The organism is Rhodomicrobium sp. R_RK_3 (assembly GCF_002198715.1).
GTDB lineage: Bacteria > Pseudomonadota > Alphaproteobacteria > Rhizobiales > Rhodomicrobiaceae > R-RK-3.
In genome coordinates, this window is record NZ_MWLK01000033.1 from 39,081 (window position 1) to 64,895 (window position 25,815).

At 62.1% G+C, this 25,815-nt stretch carries 27 protein-coding genes; 25 read left to right on the forward strand and 2 right to left on the reverse strand.

The window, feature by feature from the left end; all coding sequences use genetic code 11:
* Positions 1–159: 159 nt before the first annotated feature.
* From BLEFHOIH_RS19710 to BLEFHOIH_RS19735, 4 genes are all read left to right on the forward strand, one after another.
* Entirely contained in the window at positions 160–453 is a 294-nt protein-coding gene (locus BLEFHOIH_RS19710) for a hypothetical protein (protein ID WP_125461810.1), read from the forward strand.
* Positions 454–620: 167 nt separating this feature from the next.
* Entirely contained in the window at positions 621–1,019 is a 399-nt protein-coding gene (locus BLEFHOIH_RS19715; protein WP_088347752.1) for a hypothetical protein, read from the forward strand.
* Positions 1,016–3,100, forward strand: a complete 2,085-nt coding sequence (locus tag BLEFHOIH_RS26385; RefSeq protein ID WP_125461811.1) for a hypothetical protein — start codon at positions 1,016–1,018, stop codon at positions 3,098–3,100. The genes BLEFHOIH_RS19715 and BLEFHOIH_RS26385 overlap by 4 nt, the downstream gene beginning before the upstream one ends.
* Before the next feature lie 127 nt (positions 3,101–3,227).
* Positions 3,228–3,848 carry a hypothetical protein gene (locus tag BLEFHOIH_RS19735; protein ID WP_088347756.1) on the forward strand — a complete coding sequence of 207 codons (621 nt, stop codon included), beginning with the start codon at positions 3,228–3,230 and terminating at the stop codon, positions 3,846–3,848.
* 306 nt (positions 3,849–4,154) lie between these two features.
* On the opposite strand, the gene BLEFHOIH_RS26840 is transcribed toward BLEFHOIH_RS19735, so the two are convergent.
* Entirely contained in the window at positions 4,155–4,331 is a 177-nt protein-coding gene (locus tag BLEFHOIH_RS26840) for a hypothetical protein (RefSeq protein ID WP_170937273.1), read from the reverse strand.
* A 248-nt stretch (positions 4,332–4,579) separates the two neighbouring features.
* On the opposite strand from BLEFHOIH_RS26840, the gene BLEFHOIH_RS19740 reads away from it, so the two are divergent.
* The 18 genes from BLEFHOIH_RS19740 to BLEFHOIH_RS19825 are packed head-to-tail and all read left to right on the forward strand — an operon-like array spanning position 4,580 to position 21,816.
* Entirely contained in the window at positions 4,580–4,837 is a 258-nt protein-coding gene (locus BLEFHOIH_RS19740; RefSeq protein WP_125461812.1) for a hypothetical protein, read from the forward strand.
* On the forward strand, positions 4,837–5,145 hold the full coding sequence (locus tag BLEFHOIH_RS19745) for a hypothetical protein (protein WP_088347758.1): 309 nt from the start codon (positions 4,837–4,839) through the stop codon (positions 5,143–5,145). Before BLEFHOIH_RS19740 ends, BLEFHOIH_RS19745 begins: the two co-directional genes overlap by 1 nt.
* On the forward strand, positions 5,114–5,635 hold the full coding sequence (locus BLEFHOIH_RS19750; RefSeq protein WP_088347759.1) for a ubiquitin carboxyl-hydrolase: 522 nt from the start codon (positions 5,114–5,116) through the stop codon (positions 5,633–5,635). Before BLEFHOIH_RS19745 ends, BLEFHOIH_RS19750 begins: the two co-directional genes overlap by 32 nt.
* An 8-nt stretch (positions 5,636–5,643) precedes the next feature.
* On the forward strand, positions 5,644–7,050 hold the full coding sequence (locus BLEFHOIH_RS19755; protein ID WP_125461813.1) for a hypothetical protein: 1,407 nt from the start codon (positions 5,644–5,646) through the stop codon (positions 7,048–7,050).
* A gap of 2 nt (positions 7,051–7,052) precedes the next feature.
* Positions 7,053–9,305 carry a hypothetical protein gene (locus BLEFHOIH_RS19760; protein WP_088347761.1) on the forward strand — a complete coding sequence of 751 codons (2,253 nt, stop codon included), beginning with the start codon at positions 7,053–7,055 and terminating at the stop codon, positions 9,303–9,305.
* Complete coding sequence (locus tag BLEFHOIH_RS19765) at positions 9,305–9,649, forward strand: hypothetical protein (protein WP_125461814.1); 345 nt, start codon at positions 9,305–9,307, stop codon at positions 9,647–9,649. Before BLEFHOIH_RS19760 ends, BLEFHOIH_RS19765 begins: the two co-directional genes overlap by 1 nt.
* A 44-nt stretch (positions 9,650–9,693) precedes the next feature.
* Positions 9,694–10,923 carry a hypothetical protein gene (locus BLEFHOIH_RS19770; protein ID WP_088347763.1) on the forward strand — a complete coding sequence of 410 codons (1,230 nt, stop codon included), beginning with the start codon at positions 9,694–9,696 and terminating at the stop codon, positions 10,921–10,923.
* Between the two features lie 18 nt (positions 10,924–10,941).
* Positions 10,942–11,928 (forward strand): phage major capsid protein, encoded by a 987-nt coding sequence (locus BLEFHOIH_RS19775; RefSeq protein WP_088347764.1) that lies wholly within the window; start codon positions 10,942–10,944, stop codon positions 11,926–11,928.
* 12 nt (positions 11,929–11,940) lie between these two features.
* Positions 11,941–12,498: a hypothetical protein gene (locus BLEFHOIH_RS19780; protein ID WP_088347765.1), complete on the forward strand. Its 558-nt coding sequence runs from the start codon at positions 11,941–11,943 to the stop codon at positions 12,496–12,498.
* 52 nt (positions 12,499–12,550) lie between these two features.
* A complete protein-coding gene (locus tag BLEFHOIH_RS19785) occupies positions 12,551–13,282 on the forward strand; it encodes a glycosyltransferase (RefSeq protein WP_088360748.1) in 732 nt (243 codons plus the stop codon).
* Between the two features lie 2 nt (positions 13,283–13,284).
* Complete coding sequence (locus BLEFHOIH_RS19790; protein ID WP_088347767.1) at positions 13,285–15,024, forward strand: 6-hydroxymethylpterin diphosphokinase MptE-like protein; 1,740 nt, start codon at positions 13,285–13,287, stop codon at positions 15,022–15,024.
* Positions 15,025–15,066: 42 nt separating this feature from the next.
* Complete coding sequence (locus BLEFHOIH_RS19795) at positions 15,067–15,690, forward strand: hypothetical protein (protein WP_125461815.1); 624 nt, start codon at positions 15,067–15,069, stop codon at positions 15,688–15,690.
* A gap of 21 nt (positions 15,691–15,711) precedes the next feature.
* Complete coding sequence (locus BLEFHOIH_RS19800) at positions 15,712–16,419, forward strand: hypothetical protein (RefSeq protein ID WP_125461816.1); 708 nt, start codon at positions 15,712–15,714, stop codon at positions 16,417–16,419.
* A 3-nt stretch (positions 16,420–16,422) separates the two neighbouring features.
* Complete coding sequence (locus tag BLEFHOIH_RS19805; RefSeq protein ID WP_125461817.1) at positions 16,423–18,027, forward strand: hypothetical protein; 1,605 nt, start codon at positions 16,423–16,425, stop codon at positions 18,025–18,027.
* Positions 18,028–18,034: 7 nt separating this feature from the next.
* Positions 18,035–18,520, forward strand: a complete 486-nt coding sequence (locus BLEFHOIH_RS19810) for a GNAT family N-acetyltransferase (RefSeq protein ID WP_088347771.1) — start codon at positions 18,035–18,037, stop codon at positions 18,518–18,520.
* On the forward strand, positions 18,489–19,436 hold the full coding sequence (locus tag BLEFHOIH_RS19815) for a tail fiber domain-containing protein (protein ID WP_125461818.1): 948 nt from the start codon (positions 18,489–18,491) through the stop codon (positions 19,434–19,436). The genes BLEFHOIH_RS19810 and BLEFHOIH_RS19815 overlap by 32 nt, the downstream gene beginning before the upstream one ends.
* Positions 19,436–21,535, forward strand: coding sequence for a hypothetical protein (locus BLEFHOIH_RS19820; protein WP_088347773.1), 2,100 nt, complete (start codon positions 19,436–19,438; stop codon positions 21,533–21,535). The genes BLEFHOIH_RS19815 and BLEFHOIH_RS19820 overlap by 1 nt, the downstream gene beginning before the upstream one ends.
* Positions 21,535–21,816 (forward strand): hypothetical protein, encoded by a 282-nt coding sequence (locus BLEFHOIH_RS19825; RefSeq protein ID WP_125461819.1) that lies wholly within the window; start codon positions 21,535–21,537, stop codon positions 21,814–21,816. Before BLEFHOIH_RS19820 ends, BLEFHOIH_RS19825 begins: the two co-directional genes overlap by 1 nt.
* A gap of 26 nt (positions 21,817–21,842) precedes the next feature.
* Here BLEFHOIH_RS19825 and BLEFHOIH_RS26390 read toward each other — a convergent pair whose 3' ends face one another.
* Complete coding sequence (locus BLEFHOIH_RS26390) at positions 21,843–22,469, reverse strand: hypothetical protein (protein ID WP_125461820.1); 627 nt, start codon at positions 22,467–22,469, stop codon at positions 21,843–21,845.
* Positions 22,470–22,506: 37 nt separating this feature from the next.
* Between BLEFHOIH_RS26390 and BLEFHOIH_RS19830 the strand changes: the two genes are divergently transcribed.
* The 3 genes from BLEFHOIH_RS19830 to BLEFHOIH_RS19835 are packed head-to-tail and all read left to right on the forward strand — an operon-like array spanning position 22,507 to position 25,802.
* On the forward strand, positions 22,507–24,042 hold the full coding sequence (locus BLEFHOIH_RS19830) for a glycine-rich domain-containing protein (protein ID WP_125461821.1): 1,536 nt from the start codon (positions 22,507–22,509) through the stop codon (positions 24,040–24,042).
* 12 nt (positions 24,043–24,054) lie between these two features.
* The gene (locus BLEFHOIH_RS26395; RefSeq protein WP_125461822.1) at positions 24,055–24,384 is read left to right on the forward strand and encodes a hypothetical protein; all 330 of its coding nucleotides are present in this window, start codon (positions 24,055–24,057) and stop codon (positions 24,382–24,384) included.
* A gap of 5 nt (positions 24,385–24,389) precedes the next feature.
* The gene (locus BLEFHOIH_RS19835) at positions 24,390–25,802 is read left to right on the forward strand and encodes a hypothetical protein (protein WP_088347776.1); all 1,413 of its coding nucleotides are present in this window, start codon (positions 24,390–24,392) and stop codon (positions 25,800–25,802) included.
* Positions 25,803–25,815 lie beyond the last annotated feature (13 nt).

A 25,815-nucleotide genomic window follows, 5' to 3' on the forward strand; every position in this document is an offset into this window, starting at 1 on the left:
CAACATCCTCCCTCGCCCTTTTGATTCCTCCCCCACGGCCATGACCAAGGCACCGTCCCGACTTCCGTCGGCGCGGCGCTTTGCCGTGCGTGTGGCATGGAGGAGACACAACCGTCCCTGGCAGGGGACGGCCATGAAGCAGAGCAACGGAGTAATGTTATGGCAAATGTGAAATCAGCGCACTGGCTGGACCAGTTCCGTGGTCAGCCGGAAGATGTGCTCGCCGCCCTCATCGCGGCCCGTGACGAGCTGGCGAGGCAGAAGGCCGCCGAAGCCGGCGTAGCCGTCTACCATGCCCGAGCCCTCATCGAGCAAATGCTCAACCGGGGCCTAATCAAATTTACTCTTCGATTCAACTTGCTCGACGAGCTGGACGGCGTCGACGTGCATCACGGCGACATCCTGGCGAAGGGCCGGGCGTTTCGTGAGCTGAAGCACGGCACCATCGGCTGATGGTGAGCAGCCCAGAAACAGAAAGGCCCCGTGTCAAACCGGGGCCTTTCTTCATTCCAAAATCCTGAACTGTGTGAGTGTAAGATGCATCAAAATAAAAGTCAAGCGTCTGACGTTGACGTTAACGTCAGGTCGAGGACCTCTGCCAAATTGGGGAGGACCTCTCGATGAACAAGCTCAACGGCCTGACCCGCAGGCAGCTTATCAAGGCAATCGAGCTGCTCCAGCAGGCATCTGGAGTGCAACTCTACGCCGCCATGTATCCTTCAGGCAGCGGGCGCAACCTCGTCCGTCTCAGCCCCGACGAGATGGCGGACTACGTCACGGACCCGCTTAACTTCTCCGCCGAATATTGGGGCATCACGCCTGAGGACCTGCTGGATTGGAGCAATGCTCATGGGCATGTCGCGTGCCCTGAGACCTCGTCGTCCGGCAAATTCCCTTGCGGTCGCAGCGGGCCGCCAATCGAAGATCCCCGAGACTGGCCCAACCGCAAGCCGCGCCTTTGTTACCATCATCAGGAGCTGGCCGACAAGGCAGCCCGCCGCAGCGGAGGCCGGTCATGAGCAACGAAGCTTTCGCCTATGCCAAAGCCCTCAAGGTCAAGTCCTCGCCTCAGAAGCTCCTCCTCTTGCTTCTGGCCGAGCGCATCAGCAATGAAAGCGGCATCTGCTGGCCCGGCCAGACTCTTCTGGCCGATGAGGCGACCATGTCGATCAGCCAGGTAAAACTGCACCTGAAGGCGATGGAGGATGAAGGTCTCCTGGTGCGCACCCTTGCCCATAATGAGAAAGGCCACATCGTCGGCACCAAATACGAGATCCCGGGCTTTCTGCGCTGGCTGAAGGCGGGCAAGGAATCAGCCCAGTCCTTCTGGGAAGAGGACCGTCCAAAGTCCGGAAATCCGACGGGGGGCAAATCGAAGAAGCCAAAGTCCGGAAATCCGACGGACCCCCCGTCGGAAATCCGACGGACCCCCCGTCGGAAATCCGACCCTAAACCCTCATATAACCATCAGTATAACCCTCAGGAAGAATCAGAATCCTCCTTTCAGTCGGATTCTGGCGCAAGCGCCAAAGCGGCAAATCCAGAGCAGCCATCCAATGAGAAGGAACGGCACCAGCAGCCTGAAGCTGACGGTGGCGGGTGCCGTCCTTCTGATCCAGCTGGCGGCATCCGCTTCGATGGCACCTTTCCAGAGGTGGATGCGGGTGCCGTTCCTGAAACTGAAGGATTGCGTCCTGGCCGCAAACCTGCGCCAAAGGCGCAGGACCTTCCAAAAAATTCCGCGCAAAAGGTTTCCGCTGGCCGCCGAGCCGACGGGACCAATCCGAAAGCTATGGGCACCAACCCACGCGCGCTCGGCACCAATCCGCGCGCAACCGGGACCAATCCGCGTGCGAAGCGCGCCGCCGCCGGCAAGGCTGTGGCCGTCAAGACCGGCAAGGTCATCGATGTCGAATGCGAGGTCGTCGAGCTGACGCGCGTCATGGAGCCAACCGGCACCGAGGTCGCGGTCACCGGCCGTCAGGTCGCTGCTCGGCCGGAGAAGCGGGCTGTGAAGTGGCAGGACGCTGCCACGCCGGAGTTCTGGGCGTGGCACAAGACCTGGCCTGTGGCGTGCCGGCATTACGGGCCGAAGCACGCTTGGGAGGCGTGGCAGGCATCCGGCGCCCAGGACCATGTCGCTGCCGTCATGGCCGCGTCGAAGCTCTGGGCGCGCAGCGAGGCGAAGCGGGCGGCGAAGCCCGACTACATCGCCCAACAGCCGCAGAAGTGGCTGGCGAGCGAGCCGTGGATCGGCATGGCGGTTGAGGGCGAGGCGCAGATCGAGGACGAGCCGGTGCCGGCCGACTTCCTCGCCTTCATGGCCGCAGCCAAGGGGTTATTTGCCGACAGCCTGCCCGGCGACGTGCTGCGCGTTTGGGGCATCCGCACCGCAGCCCAACGCAATCTGGCTCATCGGAGCCTGTACTATCGCCGGCTGGAGTTGGATGCCCTGCTCGATGAGGGCAGCACCCGCAACATGTTCAGCGACGGCGACACGGTCGCAGCGGCCAATGTCAAGCGCGCGCAGCGCGAGAGCGGGCGCAAGGCGCTGAAGCTCGACCAGTGGCTGAACAGCATGGGATGGTTGAGCTACCAGGCCGAGTTGGATGCCGAAATCCCAGGCTTCAATTGCAAGCCGGCGCTGGTTCACAGCTTCGTCGAGGAATGGCTGAAGAGCGGCCAGGAGTGGGTGCCGTATGTCCAGTCCGCCTTCGCCAGAGAGGGCGTCACGCACCGACTGTACGGTCGCAAGTCGCTCGCTGAAATGGGCCTGAAGGCCGAATGGTTCGGTCAGATTGAGCCCGGTCTTCCCGGCTCCAGCATCCCGCTCGCAATCGTCGAGGCCGAAGGGGCGAAGATCGTGCAGGCGATGCATGATGATGACCGCATGTATGGCGACTTCAGCGAGGAGCTGCGCCGGTTTGTCAGTTTCGGCAGCACCTTGCACTGGCATCCGGAGCAGTTTGGCCCGGCACCGGGCCATCCTCGCTGTCTGGTGCCGGGCAGCATGTGGGACGCGGCCACAGCAGAGGTCGATCGGCGCAAGGCCGCCGAAGCGCAGCGCAAGCAGATGGCCGACCAGGAAGCGGCCTTCTAACCCCTCAAATCCTCGAAATCTGCCTCCCAGACGGCCGAAGCGCACCCCACCCGCTACCACCATAGCGGCGAGCGTCTTCGGCCGTCCTGAGCCCCGCCTGCCCCTCCCAAACCCAAAGGATTGCATCATGCCCAACGATATCGAAGCCGTCATGGATTGTGCCGACCGCATTGAACGCCGCGTCAGCCGAAAGGCCGCCGAAATCAACCGCGTCGCGGTCGCCAAGGCCCAGATGGCGAAGTCCCGCAAGAAGCAGGTCCGGGACGTGGTCATCGAGACCGCTGGCTCCCGTCATACTGGCCGCCGGGTCGACACAACTTGCTCGAAGATGGTCGCCGCCGGCACGCTGCCGAAATACCTCATGGTTGCTCTCGACGGCTTCACGCTGTTGGTCGCGGACAGTTTCGGCGTCGCCACGCTGGACGGCGATGACGCGACCAGCAATCTGACCGGCGGCTACGAGCCCGGCATCGGCAGGCTTCCTAGAGGCCCGCGCACGGTCAGCGACCGCCAACTCCGTGGCCTTGGCGTCCTGAAGGCAATGCAGCAGCGCGTCCCGGCCGAACTGCAAGCTGTCTTCCGCCAGATTGTCACTGAAGAGGTCGGCGCCATGGCAAACCCGAAATCGCTCGCCGAATTGGGCGAGGAAATCGGCCGCAAGCACAAGCAGGCAAGTGCCGCCGGTGGCACGCTCGTCTATTGCGTGCTGGCGCTGATCCATCAGTTCATGAAGGAACGCGGCTATTGATCTGCGTACAAACTGCGGCAGACTGTCGCACTACACAGTAACGTATAGTCAAAGTGGGGTTTTGGGCTTGACGCGTGCACAGGAATGTGCCAAATAAGCCGGTAGGAGAATTGCGCCCAGAGAGATCTGGGGCGCTTTTTTTGTGCTCAGCACACCCCATGAATACTCTTCTCCACCAGTTTCGGCAAGAATATTCGCGGGCGTCGACACCCGGTCGCCCGCTGTGATGCAGGCGACCGTCGAATTAATGCAACCTGCATCATTTCCTGTCGAAGATGATGCAGGGCTGTTGATTCACTGTGGCGATTAATTCCACCGGAACGTAAGATGCGTACTCAGGCAGACGCGGTTCGGAAGAACCGATAGGCCGGTCCGCACCGCGACGCACCAGGTAATTTCTGGGGGTGCCAGCTTAATCTGGATGGCGCCGGGCAGGAGCAGCAGCAAAACCGCGATGATCGCGGCGGCCAAGAGTTTGGTCATGGGTGCCTTTCATTAATCCGAGGGGGACACGTGATCCGGCGGGGAGCAGCTCGTAACTGCTTCCCGCCATCTACCCTAACAGGCTATCTGTTTTTCCAACTCCATGCCGCAACGCCCCCGGGCTTTTCCACATGCTCTGACAGAGCATGAGCATTGCGGTTGGTTAATGTTCTGGAAAAGTTCCAGCTGCGGCCAAGCTACACTGAAACGCTAAGCAGGTTTAAAAAAAAGGAATCGGGTTTTTCCCCATGAAACGCACCGAAATTCGGGCGGCTGTTGAGTCGCATTTGGTCAAAGTCGGATTCGATTCCCGTGCGTGGACCTGGAGCGGCCCCGAGCTGCTGATCGCGGTCGGCAGCGTGATGAAGCGGGTTACGCTCAAGTCCGGTATGGCGAAGCGCGATATGATGTTCGAAATGGGCCGTATTGCTGCCTGGGCCGAGATGATCGTGACGATGACGCTGCCCGGCGAGCAGCCCATCCCCGAGCTGCGATTGGCGGCGTAATGACCGAAAAAAGCGAAAATGAGCAGACCATCCGCATCTTCGCCGAGCAATTCACCCCGCCGCTGAGCGTCTGCCGCACCGAACGGATCAACAACGTGCCCATGCCGGACGCATGGCAGGCGGCATATTGGGACAGCGCCCGCTCCATCGGCATCACGGCTGTCGCCCATAGCGGTGGTCTGCACGCTTTTATCGAGGCGGCCGGCAAGGGCGATATCGCCGAGCACGCCGGGCGGGTGATCGCCAAGGCGCTCGGGCTGTTTCAGGAGAGTTCATATGAAGCCGACGGCGAGCCCGAAGCCCGCTAAGCGCCGGGTCGATCCGTCCATCAAGGCGAAGGCCGACCGCGCCGAAAAGCGCGCCAAGGGCGAGAAGGTCGATCCGGAGACCGGGCCGCTCAGTCCGCCCGAGAAGAAGCCGATTGGCCGCCCGTCAGGATATAGCGCGGAGCTGGGCCAGAAGATTTGCGATCTGGTCGCGATGCGTATTCCCGTTTGGGCCATCTGCGAGATGGATGGGATGCCATCGAAGGATACGCTGTATCGCTGGAAGCGCGAGATCATTGAATTTTCTGACAATTATGTGCGCGCGCGTGAACATCGTGCTGATGCTCGCCAAGACTACATCGATGAAGTCTTGCGCGATGCTCAGAATGGCATCATCGACCCGCAGGTAGCCCGGCTCATCGTCGACACCGAAAAGTGGCAGATGGGCAAGGAGAAGCCGAAGTCCTACGGGGACAAGGTCGCGCTGACCGACGCTGACGGCGGCAAGCTGGTCATCGAGTTCGCCACCTGAAAATCACCATGCCTGCTAACGGGTGGCGCCCCCGGCCCCACCAGCAGAGCCTGTGGAATTACTTCAACGACCCGGTCACCAAGAAATTTGACGGTACTGGCAAGCGAGCCATAGCCGTTATGCACCGCCGGTGGGGCAAGGACGAAATCGCCCTCAACCTGATCGGCAAGGCGAGCGTCACTCGCCCGGCGACATTCTGGCATTTGCTTCCTGAGTACGCTCAGGGCCGCAAGGCGATCTGGGCTGCCGTCAATCCGCATACCGGCATCCGCCGCATAGACGAAGCCTTCCCGCATGAATGGCGCGAGAACACGAATGAGCAGGAGATGTTCATTCGGTTCAAATGGGGCGCCACCTGGCAGGTAGTCGGATCTGACAACTTCAAGGCCCTGGTCGGCACGCCGCCGGCCGGCATCGTGATGTCGGAATGGGCGAAGGCGCACCCGGCAGCATGGGCATATCTGGCACCAATTCTGGTGGAAAATAAGGGCTGGGCGCTGGCGATTACCACGCCGGAAGGGCGCAATCATGCGCTCTCGATGTTCGAAAACTGGAGCGGAAACCCGAAATATTACGCCGAGCGTCAGACCATCGAAGACAGTATGCGGCTCTGCCATGCCGGTGGTTTCGAGCCGACCATTACGCTCGATGATGTCGAAATTCAGCGTACCGAATATCGCTCGATGTTCGGTGAAGAGGCCGGCGATGCGCTGATCGAGCAGGAGTATTTCTGTTCCTGGAGCGCTGCCATCCTCGGCGCATTCTACGGCAAGCAGATCGACAATGCCGAGCGCGCCGGCCGCGTCTGCGGTCTAGATATCGTCAAGGGCTACCCGATCAATACGGCCTGGGACATCGGCGTCGATGATCCAATGGCGATCTGGGTCTATCAGGTCGGCCCCGGCTGGCTGCACATCATCGACTACATCGAGGGGAGCAACCAGGGCTTCGACCATTATTGCGAATGGCTGGATGAACGCGGCTATCGCGGCGGTGTCGACTGGGTGCCGCATGACGCCAAGCAACGCGAGCCAGGCGCACCAGGTGCCCGCACCCGCATTCAGAGCCTATTCGCCCTCGGCCGCAATCCGCAGCTGGTGCCGGACCATAAGGTCATGGACCGCATCAACGCCGGCCGGAAGCTGATCGGCATCGCGCATTTCGATAAGGAGCGATGTGCTCACGGCATCGAGATGCTGCGCTCCTACAAGCAGGAATGGGATCAGAAAAACCGCGTTTTCCGCAAGACGCCGAAGCACGACTTCGCGTCGCACGGCGCTGACGCCTGGGGCCATCTGGCCGTCGCCGTCGCATTTCCGAAGCCGCGCGAGGCCGGGATGCCCGAGCTGCAACCCGGTCAGATCCGGGTCAATGACCTGCTGAAGGCACAGAAACCAAACAGGAAATGGGCATAGCCATGGCACAGCCGAACCTATACGGCGCCGGCACCAATTCCGACGACTTGCAGCGTACCGCCTTCAGCGAGCGCAAGAAGGAGGAGGCGGCGCAGGAAGGTCCGAAGCCTGACAAAAAGCTTATGGCGCAGTACCGCCGCGAGATCGAGCGCTACACCCGCGCGACCGAGAAATGGCGGGAGGACGGCAAGCAGATTGAGGACCTCTATCTCGATGAGGACCGCAACGCCAGCTCGATGCGCCGCTATGCGCTGCTCTGGGCCAATGTCGAGACGCTGAAGCCAGCGATCTACGCCAAGGTCCCGACCATCGAGTGTTCGCGCCGCTATAAGGACCGCGATCCGGTCGCCCGCACCGCTGCCGAGCTGATCGAGCGCGCCACCAATACCAGCTTCGAGCTGTACAATGTCGATGAGACCTTTCAGATGGTCCGCGACGACCGCTTGCTTCCCGGCCGTGGCGTCGCCTGGGTGCGCTACGAAGCCGATATCGAGCAGTATGAGGACGATGAGCCCGGCGACGATGATGCGGTGGTCCCAGGGCTTCCCGGCGGGCCGGATCTCGAAGCTGACGCTGAGCCGAAGATGCTGGAGCGCCTTGCTGGCGAGCGCGTCGTCGTCGATCACGTCCAGTGGACCGAATTTGGTCATAACGTTTGCGGCACCTGGAACGATGCATGGCTCGTATGGCGGGCGGTTTACAAAACCCGCGATGAGGTCGAGGACCGCTTCGGCAAGGAGATGGCCGACCGCCTGACCTACGATGCGAAGGTGCCGGCGAACGTTTCCGACCGCGTCAATGGTGAGATTTCCGGCGAGAATGCCGACGAATTCTGCCGCATTTACGAGCTGTGGGATAAGCGCCGCAACCTGACCTCCTGGATGACGGAGGGTCTGCGCGACGAATTTATCGAGAGCGGCAAGCCGCCGATCAATTTCTCGGGTTTCTTCCCATGCCCGAAGCCCTGTTACGCGACGAAAACCAGCCGCAGCCTCATCCCGAGGCCCGATTATATTTACTACCGGGATCAGGCGAAGGAGATCAACGACCTCACCGACAAGATCGCCAATATGATGGCCTGGCTCATCATCAAGGGGTTTATTCCTGGTGGTCCGAGCCGCGTCACCGATGCGCTTGAGGAAGTCATTCGCGAGAAGTCGAACAAGGAGCTGTTCGTCGAGATCGAAGACTACACCGGCTGGAGCGAGCGTGGCGGCGTCGGCAAGTTGATCGACTGGCTGCCGCTCGACATGGTCATCACCGCGATCCAGGCGGCCATCACGGCTCGAAATCAGCTGATCCAGGACGTGTTCCAGATCACCGGGATCAGCGACATCCTGCGCGGTCAGACGGACCCGTCCGAGACCTTGGGCGCACAAGAATTGAAAGCGCAAACCGGATCGCGCCGGCTCAAGAACGCCAAGGACGAGGTTGCTCGCTTCTGTCGCGATGTCGGCCGGCTATGCGCCGAGGTCATCGCCGAGAAATTCGAGCCCGAGACCATCGCCGAGATGACGGGCTACCGTTACGTGCCGACCCCCATTGCCCCGATGGGCGGCAATGTCGTGGCGATGCCGGGCGCCACGCAGCCACCGGCGCCAATGGCCAATCCGATGGAGCCGCAGAACGGTGCCAATATGACCTTCGACGACAGGGTCATCGAGCTTCTCCGCAATGACCGGCTCCGCTCTTTCCGCATCGACATCGAGACCGACAGCACCGGACAGGCCGACGAGAACGCCGACAAGCAGCAGGCCATGGAGTTCATGGGCGTCGCCGGACAGTTCATGGAGAAGGCGACCGCCGCCGTCCAGGCAGCGCCCGAGACTGCCGAGCTGATGGGCGAGATGCTGATGCACGCCATACGCCGGTTCCGCGCCGGCAGGACGCTTGAGGAAAGCATCGAAAAGACCTTCGGCGCCATTGCCGCCAAGGTCCAGGCAGCCGCGCAGCAGCAGCCACAGCCGACGCCCGAACAGATCAAGGCCCAGGCCGACGCTGAGATGAGCCGGCAGAAGATGGCCATCGATCAACAGAATCACGATCAGCAGATGCAGGCGGATGCGGCCAGGACCAATGCGGATCTGGCGCTCAAAAATGCCCAGCTCGCGCAGATCCACGCGCAAACCGAGCAACAGCTCACCGAGCACCTCGCCCGCATGGCCGAGATGGACCGGAAAATGCAGCTCATCAGTGCTGAATCAGCTGCTCGCACCGCTGCTGCCCGTCAGCCCCAATCCGCGCAGGTGCAGTGATGGCCAGAGGCGCTTGGATTTACGACAAGGAAACCGGGAAACTGGTCCCGAAATGGGAGTTTCTGGCGAAAAAAGCCCAGGAAACTCGCCGTTCCCGCTCCAGCCTATCGACCCCGATGGTGATCGGCTCGATGGACCCCATCCGCAGCGTGATCGACGGCAAAATGTACGATTCGAAGTCGGCCTATTACCGGCATGTCGAGCGGAATGGCTGCGCCATCGTCGGTCACGATAAAAACTGGACCGACTATGTCGCGAAGCCGCCGCTGGCCGATGAAAAGCAGCACGAGGCCGACATCGTCGCGGACGTGAAAAAGGCCATCGAGCAGGTCTCCAGCCTGTAATCGCAGACCCTCCTGATCGCTGATCGAAAGGCGAGAAGACCCCCATGAACGAACGCTATTACGGAAACAACGAGGCTGGCACCCAGCATCGTGAAGATGATGCTGCCGATGACGTGCTTGCGGCCTATCGCGAGCTTCAGGAGCGTGCCGAGAAGATCGAACAGCCCGCGCCCGCCAGCGAACCGGCGGAGACGACCGAGCACCCCGACACCGAGGAAAAGCCCGCTGGTGCCGACACCCGCAGCCAGGAGCAGAAAGACCGCGATGAGCGCGGCCGTTTCAAGCCCAAGGCGGCGAAGGAGGCCCAGGACGAGACCAAGCAGCCCGTCGACGAAAAGGCTGTCACGGAGCAGCCTGATGGCTCTGATGAGCCCGCTGCCGAAACGCCTCCGCCGTCTTGGTCGATCAAGGCCAAAGCGGCATGGGATCAGGTCCCGCAGGCGGTGCGCGCCGAGATAGCCAAGCGCGAGACCGAGGTTGCCCAGGGCTTCAAGGCTCTGGCTGATTACAAGGACCTGAAGCCTTACGCCGAGATGGCGACCGCACACAACACGACCATCAAGGCGGCGCTCGACCATTACACCGCTGTCGACCGGCTGATGAAGCAGGACCTTGCCGGCGGCCTCGCGGTCTGTGCTGAAGGCTACGGCAAGACCCATGCCGAGATCGCCCAGATATTCACCGACCTCGCCAAGCGCTATGGCGCGACCGGAGGCAGCGCGACACCCGCGCAGCCCGGACAGCAGGCCGGTGCCGACCAGATTTCAGGCGACGACCAGCTGATGCAGGTCCTCCAGCCAGTATTGGCACCCATCCTGAAAGAGTTGAATGAACTGAAATCGCATACCTCATCGCGAGCAGAGGCGGATCGAAACGCCAAGGTGCAGTCAATCGCAGATGAGATTACCCGGTTCGCCGCTGATCCGAAGAACATCTATTACCGCAATGTCGAGCAAGACATCGTCAAGCTCTTCAGCACCGGGATGGTTGCACATTCGGGGAACCCTGCCGCCGACCTCAAGACTGCCTACGACATGGCCGTCCGCATGAATCCTGAAATCCAGGAGGCGCTGATCGAAAAGCGCGTTGCTGAAGCTCAGGGCACGCAAAGGCAAAAGGAGCTGAAAGCCACCGAGAAAGCTCGGGAGGCGTCGCGCTCCATGGGCGGGTCGAAGCTGCCGGGGACCGTCCTGAAGGACGCCGCTGGCGGTGCCGACCCTGATGATATCGAAGCTGACGTGCGCCGCGCATACCGGCAGCACAGTCAAGCGTAATGGAAAGGGTGAGGGCCAATGCCCGCCAATCCAGACTTTGACGATATTGTCACGACCACCTTGCGGAATCGCTCCGGCAAGCTGGCTGACAACGCGACCGTGACGACCGCCTTTCTCGATAGGCTGCGTCGCAAAGGAAAGGTGAAACCCGCCGAGGGCGGGCGCACCATCGTTCAGGAGCTTGAAGTCTCGCTCAACCCCAATGGCGGTTGGTATGCGGGCCTCGACCCCCTGAATACCAATCTGCATGAGCCCTTTTCGGCTGCCGAATTCGATTGGAAGCAGTGCTATGTGCCTGCGGTCTGGTCTGGCCTCGACAAGCTCAAGAACCAGGGCGAGCTAGCCACGATTAATCTGGTCTCCGCTCGCATTAAGAACAGCGAAAAGACGCTGGTCGATCTGGTGGCTCAGGCCGCTTACTCCGACGGCACCAGCTTCGGCGGTAAGCAGATGCAGGGCCTCGGCCTGTTCGTCGTCACGTCGCCCGGCACCGGCTCCGTCGGTGGCATCGACCGTGCAGGCAACACCTTCTGGCGCAACCAGACGGCGATCTGTACCCAAGGTGCAATCAACATCGCAGCGAGCAATCCGTCGAACTATCTGGCGGCTCTGAACTCGCTGTCGATTAGCTGCACGCGCGGCTCGGATCGTCCCGACCTCTATGTGGCCGATGCGGTCCATTACCGCTTCTATCTGGAATCGCTTCAGCCGCTCCAGCGCATCACCAACACGGATATGGCCGGCTTCGGCTTTACCGCGCTGAAATACTACGGCGTCGGCGGCAATGCGGACTTCGTGCTCGACAATGGCTATTGCCCGGCGAACACGACCTTCGCGCTGAACACCGACTACCTGTATCTGCGTCCTCACCCCGACCGGAACTTCGTCCCCTTCGGTGGCGACCGCATCCCGACCAATCAGGACGGCACAGTCGCCTTCGTTGGTTTTACCGGAAACATGTGCGTCTCGAATATGGCCCGCCAGGGCCGTCTGTTCCAGAACTAAGGGGAGGGACACATGTATATCATTGGCGCAAATCCCTACAACGGCCTCGCGACCAAGCGGGAATTTCTGCAAGGCAAGCACTCCACCCCTGGCGTGCGCGCCGCCGTGGTCGGCGGGGATGGCTCGACGAAGGAATTCGTCGCCATCAAGCTGGCGGCGGCGACGTGGATCAATGGAACGGCGATCATCATCGACGGCGCTGGCGCTCCTGGCAGCGTCGTGACCACCGTCTCCGGCAATCCCGCAGCCGCGCAGCAGTCTCGCGTCGGCATCCTGTGCTTCTCCAGCGCAACAGCTACGCAGACCATGGCCGGCACTGCCTTCGGCTGGGCTCAGATCTATGGCGAGGCGCTGGCGTTCGTGTCGGCCTCCGTGTCCACGCCAGGATTGCAGCTCGGTGCCGGCGCTTCTGGCCATCTGATTGCAGCAGTGGCGCAGGTCTCTGCATCAGGTCAGTTGCAGGGCATCACCTATGCCACTGCTTCCGGGCCTGGCGCGCCGCCTGCGCTGGCGAAGGTCTTCTTGCAGTATCCGCGCTTCAGCGGCCTGCCTGACGCCAACCTGGCCTGATCGATCAGAGAGGGGGCGGTGGAATATCCGCCCCCTCGACCACGGAGTTTCCATGTCCAATATGCGTAGTATTTACATTGGCTTCGACCCGCGCGAAGCGTCAGCATTCGCCGTGGCGCGCGACTCGGCCGAGCAGCACACGCTGCGCCATATCCCGGTGCGCGGCATCGTTCTCGATGAGATGCGCCAGCGGGGCCTCTACTGGCGCCAGACCTCGCGTCGGCTGGTCGACGGCCAGAGCGTGCTCTGGGACGAAATTTCCGCTGCGCCGATGTCGACCGAATTCGCAATCAGCCGCTTCCTGACCCCGATCCTCGCCAAAGAGGGTCTGGCGCTGTTCATGGACGCTGACATGCTCGTGCGCGCCTCGCTGGTGCCGCTCTTCGAATACGCCAAGGCCAATCCGCAATGCGCCGTCTTCTGCGTCAAGCACGACCACCAGCCGAAGGACGGCGTGAAGATGGATGGTCAGCTCCAGACGCGATATGCGCGTAAGAACTGGTCGAGCGTGATGCTGTTCAATTGCGATCACCCGGCCAACGCCAATCTCAGCGTCGACCTCATCAACAATGTGCCCGGCCGCGACCTGCATCGTTTCTGCTGGCTCGAAGACCACCAGATCGGCACGCTCGGGCCGGAATGGAATTATCTGGTCGGCCATACGAAGTGCGATGAGAGCCCGAGGATCGTCCATTTCACTGACGGCATTCCGACAATGCCGGGCTACGAGAACGTCGAATACGCTGACGAGTGGCGGGTCGCGATGAACGCGTGGGCGAGGTAACCATGCTGATTTCAGACGATTATCGCCGCCTGAACAGAGAGTTGCACGAGACCAATCCGCATTACGGCAATGACAATTTCGGTTGGTCGAGATTTGCCAAGCAGCTCGTGCAGGGCGGCGGCTACCTGACCGTATTGGACTATGGCGCTGGCAAGGGCAATCTGAAGATTGCGCTGTCGGATCTGCCCGTTTCTGTCCAGGAATATGATCCGGCCATCGAAGGCAAGGATGGCGAGCCAGAGCCGGCCGAATTGGTGGTTTGCACGGATGTGCTGGAGCACATCGAGCCTGAAAATCTCAACGCCGTGTTGCGGCACCTGCGCGAGCTGACCCAGAAGCGTCTGTTTGTGACGATCTCGACCCGTCTCGCCGGCAAGACGCTCGCTGACGGGCGCAACGCGCACCTGCTGGTGAAGCCGCCGGTCTGGTGGCGTGCGAAGCTGCTGAAATACTTCCAGATCCTGCTCTGGGAAGAGCGCGGAGCCACGGTCGCTGCCGAGCTGGTGGCGAAGAAGCATATGGGCGCCCGCAAATCCGCTGGGCGTCGGCAGATGACGCCGGAGATGGTGGCCTTTTTCGAGCACACCCGGCAGCAGATCAACGCCGCGTCGGACGCCTTTTCGCAGGTGGGCGATGTGCGGACGTGGGAATCGGTCGGTGACGAGCCAGCCGATTTCCAGGCGGCCGTCGACGTTATCGAGCATATGGACGACATGGACGCGGCGCTCGCCGATCTCGCTTCCAAGTCCAAGAAATGTACCTTCGTCGGCGTCCGCATCACCGAGCTGCATTCCGAGTGGGATTGGCGGCGGGTTTTGGAGAAACGCTTCCGAGCCGCGCAATGGGAGCGCCAGGGCGAGCACCTGATGATGATCGGGGCGCCCTGCGTCATGGTTCAGGGCGTGACGGCGGTGGGTGCCGTCGACAGCGAGGAGCGCTGGAAGGCCGTGGTGGCCAATTCTGCGCGCTTTCCCCGCCGGATCGAGACGGCCGAGCCCCACGGGCGCACCGCGCTGATCGCCTGCTACGGACCTTCTCTGGTCGACACCATCGAGACGCTCAAGATCGAAGCACAGCGGCCTGATGTCGATGTCGTCTCGGTCTCCGGCTCGCATGACTTCCTGCTCAGCCATGGCATCACGCCGAAATTCCACATCGAATGCGATCCCCGGCTGCACAAGGCCGATAACATTGAGCGTCCGCATCCCGAGGTCCAGTATCTGGTTGCGTCGGTCTGCCACCCCGGCTATTTCGACAAGCTCGGTAACGCTGACATCCGGCTTTGGCACGTCTCGACCGGCGAGCATGTGCTGCGCATCATCGGCGATCTGAAGGAAAGCCCGAAGCACGTGATCTCGGGCGGCGGCTCGGTCGGTTTGCGCTCCATCCCACTGCTCTATGCGATGGGCTACCGAGACCTCTCCATCTTCGCCATGGACTGTTCCTTCAAGAGCGAAGGCGAGACTATCCAGCAGTGGGCCGGCAAGCACGCCGGCAAGAAGCAGGACGTGGTCGATGTCATGTGCGATGGCGAGATCTTCATCTCATCGCCGGTGCTGCTCACCTATGCGACCAATTTCTTCGAGACGGTTCAGAAGGTTACCGATCTGAACGTCCGGCTCTACGGCCACGGGCTGCTTCAAAGCATGTGCCGATTTTATATGCGCGAGCCCTCCCAGGAGAACGCCTTCATGGAGCGCATCGAGCATGTCGACGATGCGCTTACGGAGAGGGTCGCTTGACCCAGTCGACGATAAAGGGGCTGACGCCCAGAGGAAAATACCATGCAGTTGAGCGATGATTTCCCCATGATTATGGAGCGCGAGGCAGGGATGGAGGAACACATCCCGCCCGTGTCGGTGGCGTTCGGGCTTTTCCCGATGCTCGATGGCCGACGGACGCAGGAAGCCGGCCATGAAGTCTATCGCGATGTCGAGCACGTCAAGATCGCGGTGCCGGGTGATCGCAACAGTCTGTTTTTCCAGCCTTCCAATGACGTTTACCGCAAGCGCTTCCCAAAGGCATACGCCGCTTACCAGGAGCGCGGTCGAAAGCCGATGGAGGGTATGCCGATTGAGAATTGGGCGCCGATCTCCCGTTCGGTGGCGTTCAACCTCAGGGCTGCCAATATCGATACGGTCGAGGCGCTCGCCGCCGTGCATGAAGGCCATATCGACCGCATCGGCTCGAATGGCCGGGAACTGCGCGAGAAGGCCAGGGCCTGGCTGGCGGACGCCAAATCCGGCGCTGAGACCGTGAGGCTGGCCGCCGAGAAGCAGGATCTGATCGACCAGCTCGCCGCCATGCAGGCGCAGATCAACGCGCTGGCGCAACAGGGCGTGAAGCTTCCTGAGGCCGGTGCGGCCAGCCCCGAAGCTGCTCGCAAGCCGGCGAAGGCCCGCGCGTAATCCTCACCAGGAGGGCTCTCCTTGACCCTGTTGTCGATTGTCCGGGAGGCAGCCGTCGCGCTCGGCCTCCCGGAGCCCTCTGCTGTTGCCAGCTCCAATGATCTGGCCGTCAAGAAGCTGCTGGTCTTCGCCAATCAGGCAGGCCGACAGCTTGCGCGCTATCACGATTGGCAGAATTTGATCGTCGAGCAGCAGTTCACAACGCTCGCCCAGCAGGAGCAGACGAACGCCCTGCCGCCGGCCGATTACGACCGGCTGGTCTATAATCCTGAGATCTGGGACCGCTCCAGCAATCTGCGTCTCTTCGGCCCGGTGCCGCAACGATACTGGCAGCGCGCTCTCGCCGGCATCGCAACCGGCACGCCCGGCTATTGGCGCATCATCGGCAACCAGCTCAACGTCCTGCCGGTCATGGCCGCCGGCCACAATCTGGCGTTCGAATATATCTCGAAGCGCTGGGCGCAGTCGGCGGGCGGCACGCGGCAGGACAGTTTCATGGCCGACACCGACACGGCGTTGGTGCCGGAACACCTGATCGCCCTCGAAATCATCTGGCGGTTCCGTCAGTCGCGTGGGTTTGCCCAGTACGCCGAGGATATGTCGACGGCGGAACGTGAAAAAGAAAAGGCTGCCGCTGCTGATCGCGGCACGGGTCGCATCCGCACCGAGAGCACCTATTACAACGACCAGCCGCAGCCGCCTTACTTCACCGGGATCGTGGGGTCGTAGGCGATGCGCAGAGCCCTCGCAGGCCGGTCTGTGCGCGGCGCGCGCTATGAGGTCCTCCCGGCAGCGGAGCTGGCGCGCGGCGTCAGCCTGCCGGCTCCTGTGCAGGGCTGGGACGCCATCTCGCCGCTCGCCAAGATGGACGAGACGCGCGCGATCACGCTCGACAACCTCTTCCCACAGCCCGGCTATGTCGAAATCCGCAAGGGCCACCGGCTGCATAATGCTCTGACGCCGGTTGTGGCGCCGGTGGAGAGCCTGATGGCATATCACGCCCTCTCCACGGCCGATGACAAGCTCTTCGCAGCGGCCGGCACCGAGATATTCGATGTGACGGTGACCACGTCGGCGACGATAGATTCATCGGTCAGCGGGCTCGCCAATGCGCGCTTCCAGCATATCAATTTCAGCACCAGCGGCGGCAATTTCCTCTGGATCGCCAATGGCGAAGACACGCCCATGTTCTGGGATGGCGCCGTCTGGGCGACGGCCTCGATTTCCGGAATCACGCCGACCGATGTCGTCAGCATGGCTGCCTATTCCGAGCGCATCTGGATGGTGCTTAAGGACGAGATTTCGCCGGCTTATTTGCCGACCGACAGCATCCAGGGCACGGCCGAAATCTTCGACCTCGAAGGCGTGTTCAATAAGGGCGGATATCTGATGGCAATTGGCTCCTGGTCTCGCGATGGCGGGCAGGGACCGGATGATTATATCGCTTTCATCACCAGCCGAGGCGAGGTCGCAATCTATTCCGGCGATCCCGAAGGCAATGTGGATCTGGCTGGCGTCTACGAGATGGGATCGCCGCTCGGACGCCGCTGCCTGACCAAGGTCGGGCCGGATCTGGCGGTCGTCTGCGTCGATGGTGTGCTGCCGCTCAGCCGCGCGATCAACACCGACCGCGCTGCGACCCTGAACGCCACCATCACGGCGCTGATCCAGCCGGTGATGAACGCTTCGGCACGCGACTGGGGTGCCAATTTCGGATGGCAGCTTACCTCCTACCCGCGCGGCACCAGGGCAATCCTGAATGTGCCCGTCACCGAGGGTGTCGAGCAGGTCCAGTACGTCATGAACACCGTGACCGGGGCGTGGTGCCGTTTCCTGGGCGAGAATGCGAACTGCTGGGAAATCTTTCAGGACCGGCTGTTTTATGGCGGCAATGCCGGCCAGGTCATTGAGGCCGATTGCCAGGGTTTCGACTATGACGCCCCCATCGAGTTCAATCTCGAAGGTGCCTTCAATTATTGCAAGAACCGCGGTCGCCTGAAGGACTTCACCATGTGCCGCTCGCTGCTGCTCACCGACGGGCAGGCGGCGGTCGGCCTCGCGCTGAATGTCGATTTCTCGCGCAATGCGGCGGTGAATAGCCTCAGCTTCCCGTCCGATCCGGCAGCGCTCTGGGATGTGGCGCAATGGGATGCTGGCGTTTGGCCGGAGACCAGCCGCATCGTTACCGATTGGAATGCGGTCGAGGGTCAGGGCTTCTGCGCCTCTGTGCGCCTACAGGGCACGCTCCAGGTTGGTGTTGGCGGTTCAGCGTCGGCAGCGGCTGTCTTCCAGGTCAATGGCTGGGATCTGCTCGTCGTCGACGGCGCATTTATGTAGGCCCGGCGTGATCGTTCCAGCCGTCACGCCCGGTGAGAAGGGACTTCTGGTCGAATATCTGGCGGTCAAGCTGGGCACGACGGCGAACCGGCTTGTCGGCAATATGCCCTATGAGGTGATCGCGGTCGTGAAGGCCGGCATCGGCGTCGGCGCGGTGCTCTATACGAATTACCGCGAGACCTCGATTGAGATTTCGCTGGCCGGCGATCCCGGCTGGGTCGGGCGGCACGATCTGAAGATCATCTTCTCGTACCCCTTCATCCAGCTCGGCGTGCTGCGGCTCAATGCCTGTATCCGGCGTGACAATCATGCCAGCCGGTACTTCGCCCATAAGCTCGGCGGACGCGAGGTCGGCGTCCTGGAAAATGAATACGGTCACGGCATCGACGGCATCCTCTACACGATGACGCCGGAGCGCTGCCGCTGGATCAATTCTTCGGAAATGAACGGATACCGCCCCCATGGGAAAACCAAGCGCTCCCAAGCAGCCTGATCCGATTGCGGTTGCTGGTGCTCAGACCGCATCCAATGTCGAGACGGCGCGTGAGCAGGCGCGTCTGGCGATGACGGGGCAGAGCAACGCCTTCGGCACGCTCGACTATGTGAAGGACCCCAACAGCCCCTCCGGCTACCGTGCGGTCACCAAGCTCGATCCGGCGCAGCAAGCCCTCCTCGATCAGCAGCGCGTTCTCCAGGGGACGCTGGGCGACACGGCGGGCTTGAGCCTCGACCGCTTCAAGGATACGATTGGCACGCCCTTCGACCTCAATGCGGCGCGCGGCACTGAAATTTCCGATATCCAGAAGACCTTCCTCGACCCGCAGTGGTCGCAGCAGGCATCGACGCTGGAGAATCAGCTCATCAACAAGGGCATCCGGCCGGGCTCGAAACAGTATCAGATCGCCATGTCGCAGTTCGGGCAGCAGAAGGACAATGCCTATAATCGCATGTTCCTCGACGCCTACAATGTCGCGAATAATGCGGCTCTGACCGAGCGCAATCTGCCTCTCTCCGATTATTCGACCCTAATGGGCTTCAACCAGCCGATCAGCGGGGCTCCAGGCAATGTCAGCACGCCGACGCCGGGCGTCTCCACCACGCCGGTCGGACAATACACCTACGACAGCTACAACATCGCCAACCAGAACCGCCAGAACCAGCAGGCCGGGCTTTACGGCCTCGCCGGCACGCTCGGCGCCGCGACGATCATGTCGGACCGGCGCTTCAAGGAGGCCATGGTCCCCATCGGCAAGCTGCCCAACGGCCTGACCATCTGGTCCTTCCGATACAAGGGCGAGGAGGGCTTCCACCAGGGGCTGATGGCGGATGAAGTGCGCGAGTTGCATCCGGAGGCCGTTATCAACATGGGCGGCGTCGATCACGTCAATTACGAAATGGCGGTGCATTAATGGCTCTCCTGGATGCAATCACCGGCGCCAACAGTGGCAATTCTGGCGACAGCGGCATGACGCCCGACGCCATCGAGCTGCGGCGCAAGCTGGCGCTCGCCATGCTCGGGCAGAGCCAGTCTGACCCCGTCAAGAGCACGCCGCAGGGCCTGAACAGCGTCGCCAAGGCGCTCATTTCGGCCTACCAGATCAACAAGCTGGACAAGGCGGATAAGACTGGCCAGACGCAGGCCGACAATTTGCTGATGAGCGTGTTTGGCGGCGGCGCTCCCGCTGCTCCAATGAGCCCATCCTCCGGCCCACCCCCCTCCTTCGCCAAGCCGGCGCCATCCGCCAATACGCTGACCGGCGCCATTGTCGGCGCCGAGAGTGCTGGCGATCCCGATGCGACCAACCCGATGTCGAGCGCGACCGGGCGCGGCCAGTTCATCGCCTCCACCTGGGAGGACCTGATGAAGCGGCACAAGTCGGACCTCATCGCCGGCAAGACGCGGCAGCAGATCCTCGACATGCGCCGCATCCCGGAGCTGTCGGACGAACTGACCGGCATCTATTCGAGCGAGATCCAGGCAGACCTCACCAAAGCCGGCTTCGAGCCGACGCCCAGCAACACCTATCTGGGCTATTTTCTCGGACCCGACAGCGCCAAGAAGGTGCTGAAGGCCAATCCGAACACGCCCCTCGTCCGCCTGCTCCCCGCCGACACGCTGCGCGCCAATCCGTTCCTCATCCGCATGACGGCGGGCGGGGTGCAGGACATGACCGGCAAGAAGATGGCTGGGGTAACGACTGACGGTGCCGCAGCGTCCGCGCAGCCCGTCAATCTCAGCGATAATCCGGCTCAGGCAGCGAATGTGCAGCGCGCCGTCGCGCTGATGCGCAATCCGCGCACGGCGGCCATCGGCCAGGCCATGCTCGCCAAGATCGCGACGACCGATGTCTCGCCGCAGCAGCCCGTGATCATCAAGGTGCCCGGCGAGAACGGAGAAGAGGTCTCGATGGTCTGGAATCGTCGCACCGGCGGCCTCGATCCGATCTCATCGCTCACGGGCACGCCCAGCGGTCCTCAACTTGAGCCGATCCGTCTCGCAGCGGCCTCTGGAGCCGCAGGAGCCCCACAGACGGACGCAGCGCCGATGGCCCCTGCCGTGCGTCCTCAGCCCATTCAGGCTGTTGCACCCCCCTCTGCGCCTCCACAGGCCGCTGCTCCGATGCTGGGCGGCAATATGCCGACCGAAAACATCGGCGAGGTTGGTCCGTCCAGCCTCATGGTGCAGTCCAATATTGCGACCAAGGGCAATATGCTCCCCAACCCCGCGCAGGCTGGAGCGCCTGCCCCGGCCGCTGCCCCAGCAATCACCGGCGAGGTCCCGGAAGGCGCTCAGCGCGGCCCGGCGGCGAAGAAGGTGCCGGATGGCTATATCCATCGTCAGGCTCCCGGTGGTGGTTTCCTCTATGACGCCAATGCCCGGCCGATCTTCGAGCTGAAATCTGAGGCCGATGCGCGCGCCAAGGGCACGGAGAAGCGTGAGGAAGCGCGTCGCGGCGAAGAGATGACCCAGCGGCAGGTCAAGGGCGATCTCACCCAGCTCGCGCAGAAGATCAACGAGGCCACGCCCGACGAATGGAACCTGGGCGCTGGTCAGTATGGTGGCTCGAATGCCGGCATCGCTGACGACCCGGTGACCTACGCCATCGGTTCGGCGAAGCGGGCCGGCGTGGCGCTCGGCGAACAGCTTTTCGGCACCCAGCGCGAAGGTCGCTCCGCTAACCGTCTGCGCGCGGAATTGCGCTCTGCCGGCGCCGATCTCGTCATGACTTACCGGGCGATGCAGAAGGCGCGAGGCGTCTCTGACAGCCAGCAGTCGAATGCCGATCTGGCCTTTCTGGAGAGCATTGTCGGCCAGCTCCCGGCCGCAAACAGTCGCGAGGAGGCTTACGCCATCCTGAACGAGAGCGTGCGGCCGATCTTCGAGCGTCTGACGGGCGAGCCGGTGGCTATGCCGAAATTCCAGGAAATGAAGAAGGTCAAGCCCCAAGGCAATCGCGCCACTTCGCAGACCGTGCTTGAGGCCATGACGGCGGCGAGGGGGTTCTGATGATGGATGACATGAACAAGCAGGGCCTGATCGACTATTTCCGCACGAAGAACGGCGCGCCTCAACAGCCCCAGGCCCTGGGCGCAAGTGGCGATTCCGGGAAGGAAGCGATGGCGCGCAGCATGATGGGGAATGTTCTTGGCGGCCCACAAGCCAAGAATGCTTTCCAGGCCGGCGACCAGATCGCCCGCGCCGCGCTGCTCCAGAGCATGTTGAAGCGTGCCCAGGCTGAGAAGACGGCTCCGGCACTGCCGAACGTGCCCGGCACCCTCGTCCAGTAAGGAATGCCCTGATGCCGAGAGACGGATCAGATTTTGTGCTGTCTTTGCCGAGCGGCCTTCTTGGCGTGGCACTTCCGGCAGACGCGCCATCCTTGGGGCGTGATCCGGGTGTTTTCGGGCGTGAATTTGTGACCTTCGCGGCAGTGCGTTCTAGCGAGCTGTTTCGCTCCGCTAGCCCGCCCTCCAAGCGCAAGTCCTTCGGTATACACTCTTCGCTCAGGCGCGATTATCTCGGCCAGAGACAGTCCTTGGGCCGCTCGATAAAGGATCGTGTCGGTCTTGAGGCCGGATTTCTCGGCCAGATCTGCGGCTATGTAAGAGACACCGTCTGCCATAATTTTCCGCGTAATGCGTTGATTTCGTTGCTGTTCTTTGCGGGTAGACCACTTGCAATTGTCAGGATTGTAATCACCATCGTTGTCAACACGATCGAGAAGCATTCCTGGAGGTCTCGGCGACATATCGGCCTCAAAGAGGGCATAGCTTCCCCAACGCTCGCAGACCTTAATCCCTCTTCCGCCATAGTCTTCCCACTGGCGAAACTTAGGATTTGTGCAACGCTGTCTCATATCAACCCAGACATGATAAAGTGGCGGCATAGTTTTAAACGGCATTGGTTCGCCTCTTGCTATGAGATTGTCTTGATAGATCATAGCATAGAGTGCCTAGATACGGCAATGGGAGGCTGACTTGCCCCGAGACGGATTTGGAAGCTACAGCACGCCCAATACCTTTTTGCCGAACACCGTCATGTCGGCGACCGCCGTGAACCAGAATTTCACTGATGCCGGCACGGCTCTGACAGGCTCGCTGGCCCGCGACGGCCAGTCCAGCATGACGGGGCAGTTCAAGGCGGCGGCTGGCACGCTCGGCGCTCCTGGCATAGCCTTCGGCGTCGATACCGACACCGGCTTCCGTCGGGCGTCCGAAGACGAGATGCGCTGGGTCGGTGGCGGGCAGGATCGCTTTTACATCGACAGCACGGGCAAGGCGTTCCTGCTCGGGGACCTCAATGTCGGCGGTGATGTCGGCTTGTCTGCGCCAATCGTCATTGCGACGACCTCGGCCAGCCTGCTGACGCTGCGCCGGACCGAAAACGACACCACGCCGCGCACCGTAGAGGAATATCGCTCCGGGTCGGGGGCCGGCGCGAAGGCCGATTTGCAGGTCGTCGGCGATGGCAACAATGCGGTGGTGACGGCACGCTGGCGGGTGAATTCAGCCTCAGTTTTCCAGGCAACCTCCTCCCTGTTCACCCACAATGTCGATACGGTCATCGGCGCGAATATGGCCATCGACACCGATGGGTTCATCGATTTCTCAGAAATTGCTGAGCCCTCTGCACCGGCGTCCAATGTGGCGCGGCTGTTCTGCGTCGATGTCGACGGCCAGACCCGGCTCGCCTTCAAGAATTCGTCTGGCGCCGTCGCTTACATCCCATCTGCGATGACACGGCAGCAGTTCGATTCTGCCGGCACTTGGAACAAGCCGGCGAGCGGCACCATCGCTTTCATCCAGGCATGGGGCGCTGGTGGATCTGGCGGCCGAGCCGGCAGTGGCGACGGGGGTGGTGGCGGCGGCGGCGGTTGCTACTCCGAGCGCTACGTGGCGCTGGCCAGCCTCAGCAATTCGGTCTCCGTTACGGTCGGCGCTGGCGGTGCCGCCCAGACCTCTGACAACACCGATGGCAATCCGGGCGGTGACAGCTCCTTCGGCGCCTACCTGCTCGCCTATGGCGGCGGTGCGGGTAATGGCGATGGAACGGATAATGGTGGCGGTGGCGGCGGTGGCCTGACGGCGGCCGGCTCCAATGGGTCTGGCGCATCTGGCGGGGCAGGCGGCGGTCCTGTCGGCACCATCGGCGGCACCTCCACAGCAGCCGCCAACAATTCCAATCCCTTCGGCGGCGGCGGTGGCGCGTCCTCCGGCTCTGCGGCTGGCGGCGGTCTCTATGGCGGTGGTGGTGGCGGCTTCGGCAGTGCCGCCGGCTCGCCCACGGCAGGCGGCTTCAGCGTCTTCGGTGGAGGCGGTGGTGGCGGTGGCGCAGACAGCTCGGCCGGAGCGGCTGGCGGCACAGCAATCATCTATGGCGGCAACGGCGGTGCCGGGACAATCGATACGAATGTTGCAGTTTCGGGCACGGCTCCGGGTGGTGGTGGCGGTGGCAGCGAGAACGCCAATTCCGGTGCTGGAGCGGCGGGCCGCGTAATCGTGATGGTGTGGTGACAGGAGTAAAAAATGCAGAATGTTATTGAGGTCTGGGGAAGCTCGAATGTCGGATACGTCAATCCTGGCGCAGGACTTGAACGGCGCATTGCATGGGATGGCGGCCGTGGATGGTTGGTTGTTCAGGGCTTCAACAGTCCTGGCGTTCAAATAAACTCTGAAATAATGGTGCATCTCGATTTGAGTACTGTGCCAACCATATCGCCGTTGCCAGATCTTGGCCCTATTACTGCGAGTGGCACATATCCATTTGAGGCCCCTAAGGGGGATCTTCGTTTTGGCATCAATCTATCGAGCGGCGACAACGTTGCTTGGGACGCGGTCTTTATAATCAAGGTCTAGGCGTCATGCCCAGAAACGGAAGCGGCACCTTCTCGATCCTGACGCCGATCCAGATCGGCGCCCTGCGCTCGTCTTCGGCGGTCAACGCCGATTTCGCCGATGCCGGCGACGAAATCACCAATTCGCTGCCGATTGACGGTACGGCTGGCATGAACGGGACGTTCAAGGCGGCCGATGGCGAGCAGACCGAGCCCGGCATTGCCTTCGTGGCCGATCTCAACACCGGCTTTCGCCGCTCCGCGCCGGATGAGATGCGCTGGGTGGCAGGCGGTATCGACCGGGCTATCCTGGATGAGGACGGTGCCCTAACCTTCCTCAACGGCATCGATGTGGCCGGCTCGGTGAATTTCAGCACCGCTATCGTCCCGCAGTCGCTGTTCGCCACCGACGCTGTCGTCATGGCGCTCGGCCGGGAGGAGAACGACACCTCCGAACACGAACTGATGAGCTACGAGGTCGGCGATGGTTCTGGTGCCAAGGCCAGCCTGCGTGTGGTTGGTGGCGCAGCGAACAATGTCGCCACCATGCGATTTTACGTCAATGACGTGAAGGTCTTCGAGTGGACCTCGACACTCTTCTCGCACGCGGTCGATGTCGCCTATGGCGCAAATCTGCGCGCAGGGACAGACGGCTATTTCGACATCACCGAGATCGTCGCACCCTCGGCGCCGACCTCGAATATTGCTCGCCTCTACTGCCGGGATGCCTCCGGCATCAGCACGCTGTTCTACAAGACGGCGGCCGGCGAGCAGGACATCCCGACCGACGCAAATCGGCAGGTCTTCACCTCGTCGAATACCTGGAGCAAGCCATCCGAAGGCACCATTGCGCTGATCGAAGCTTGGGGAGGCGGCGGTGGAGGAGCAATCGGCGCGGGTGGCGGCGGCGGGGCTTATGTGCGCCGCATCATGCCGCTTTCTGCGCTCGCGGGCACCGTGAGCGTCACCGTAGGGGCGGGCGGGAACAGCAGTGATGGCGGAAATAGCAGTTTTGGCTCTCATGTGACCGCCTACGGCGGCGCCGTCGCCCAGGGAGGCGGTTCAGGTGGCCCGGGTGCAGGTGGTGGCGGACTGCTCGCCAAAGGCGTCCAGGCCGGAGCTGGCGGGACTCCAAACGGTAGGCTCGGCGCGGACACATGGGGTGGCAACGACGGAGAATCCAATCCGTTTGGTGGCGGCGGTGACGGATTGGGCGGCACCAATATTCCGGCGTCTTTCTTTGGCGGCGGCGGCGGCGCAGGCACAGGCGGGAATCCAGGCGCGTCGATTTTCGGCGGCGGCGGCGGAGGGTTTGGCGGGGGAGGCATATCTGTGTATGGCGGAAATGGCGGAGTAGGGAGTGCCGGGTCGGCACCCGGTGGAGGTGGCGACAATTCCGCTTCTGGCGCGCGCGGCGAAGTCCGCATCACCGTCTGGTAATTTCCTCAAAGGG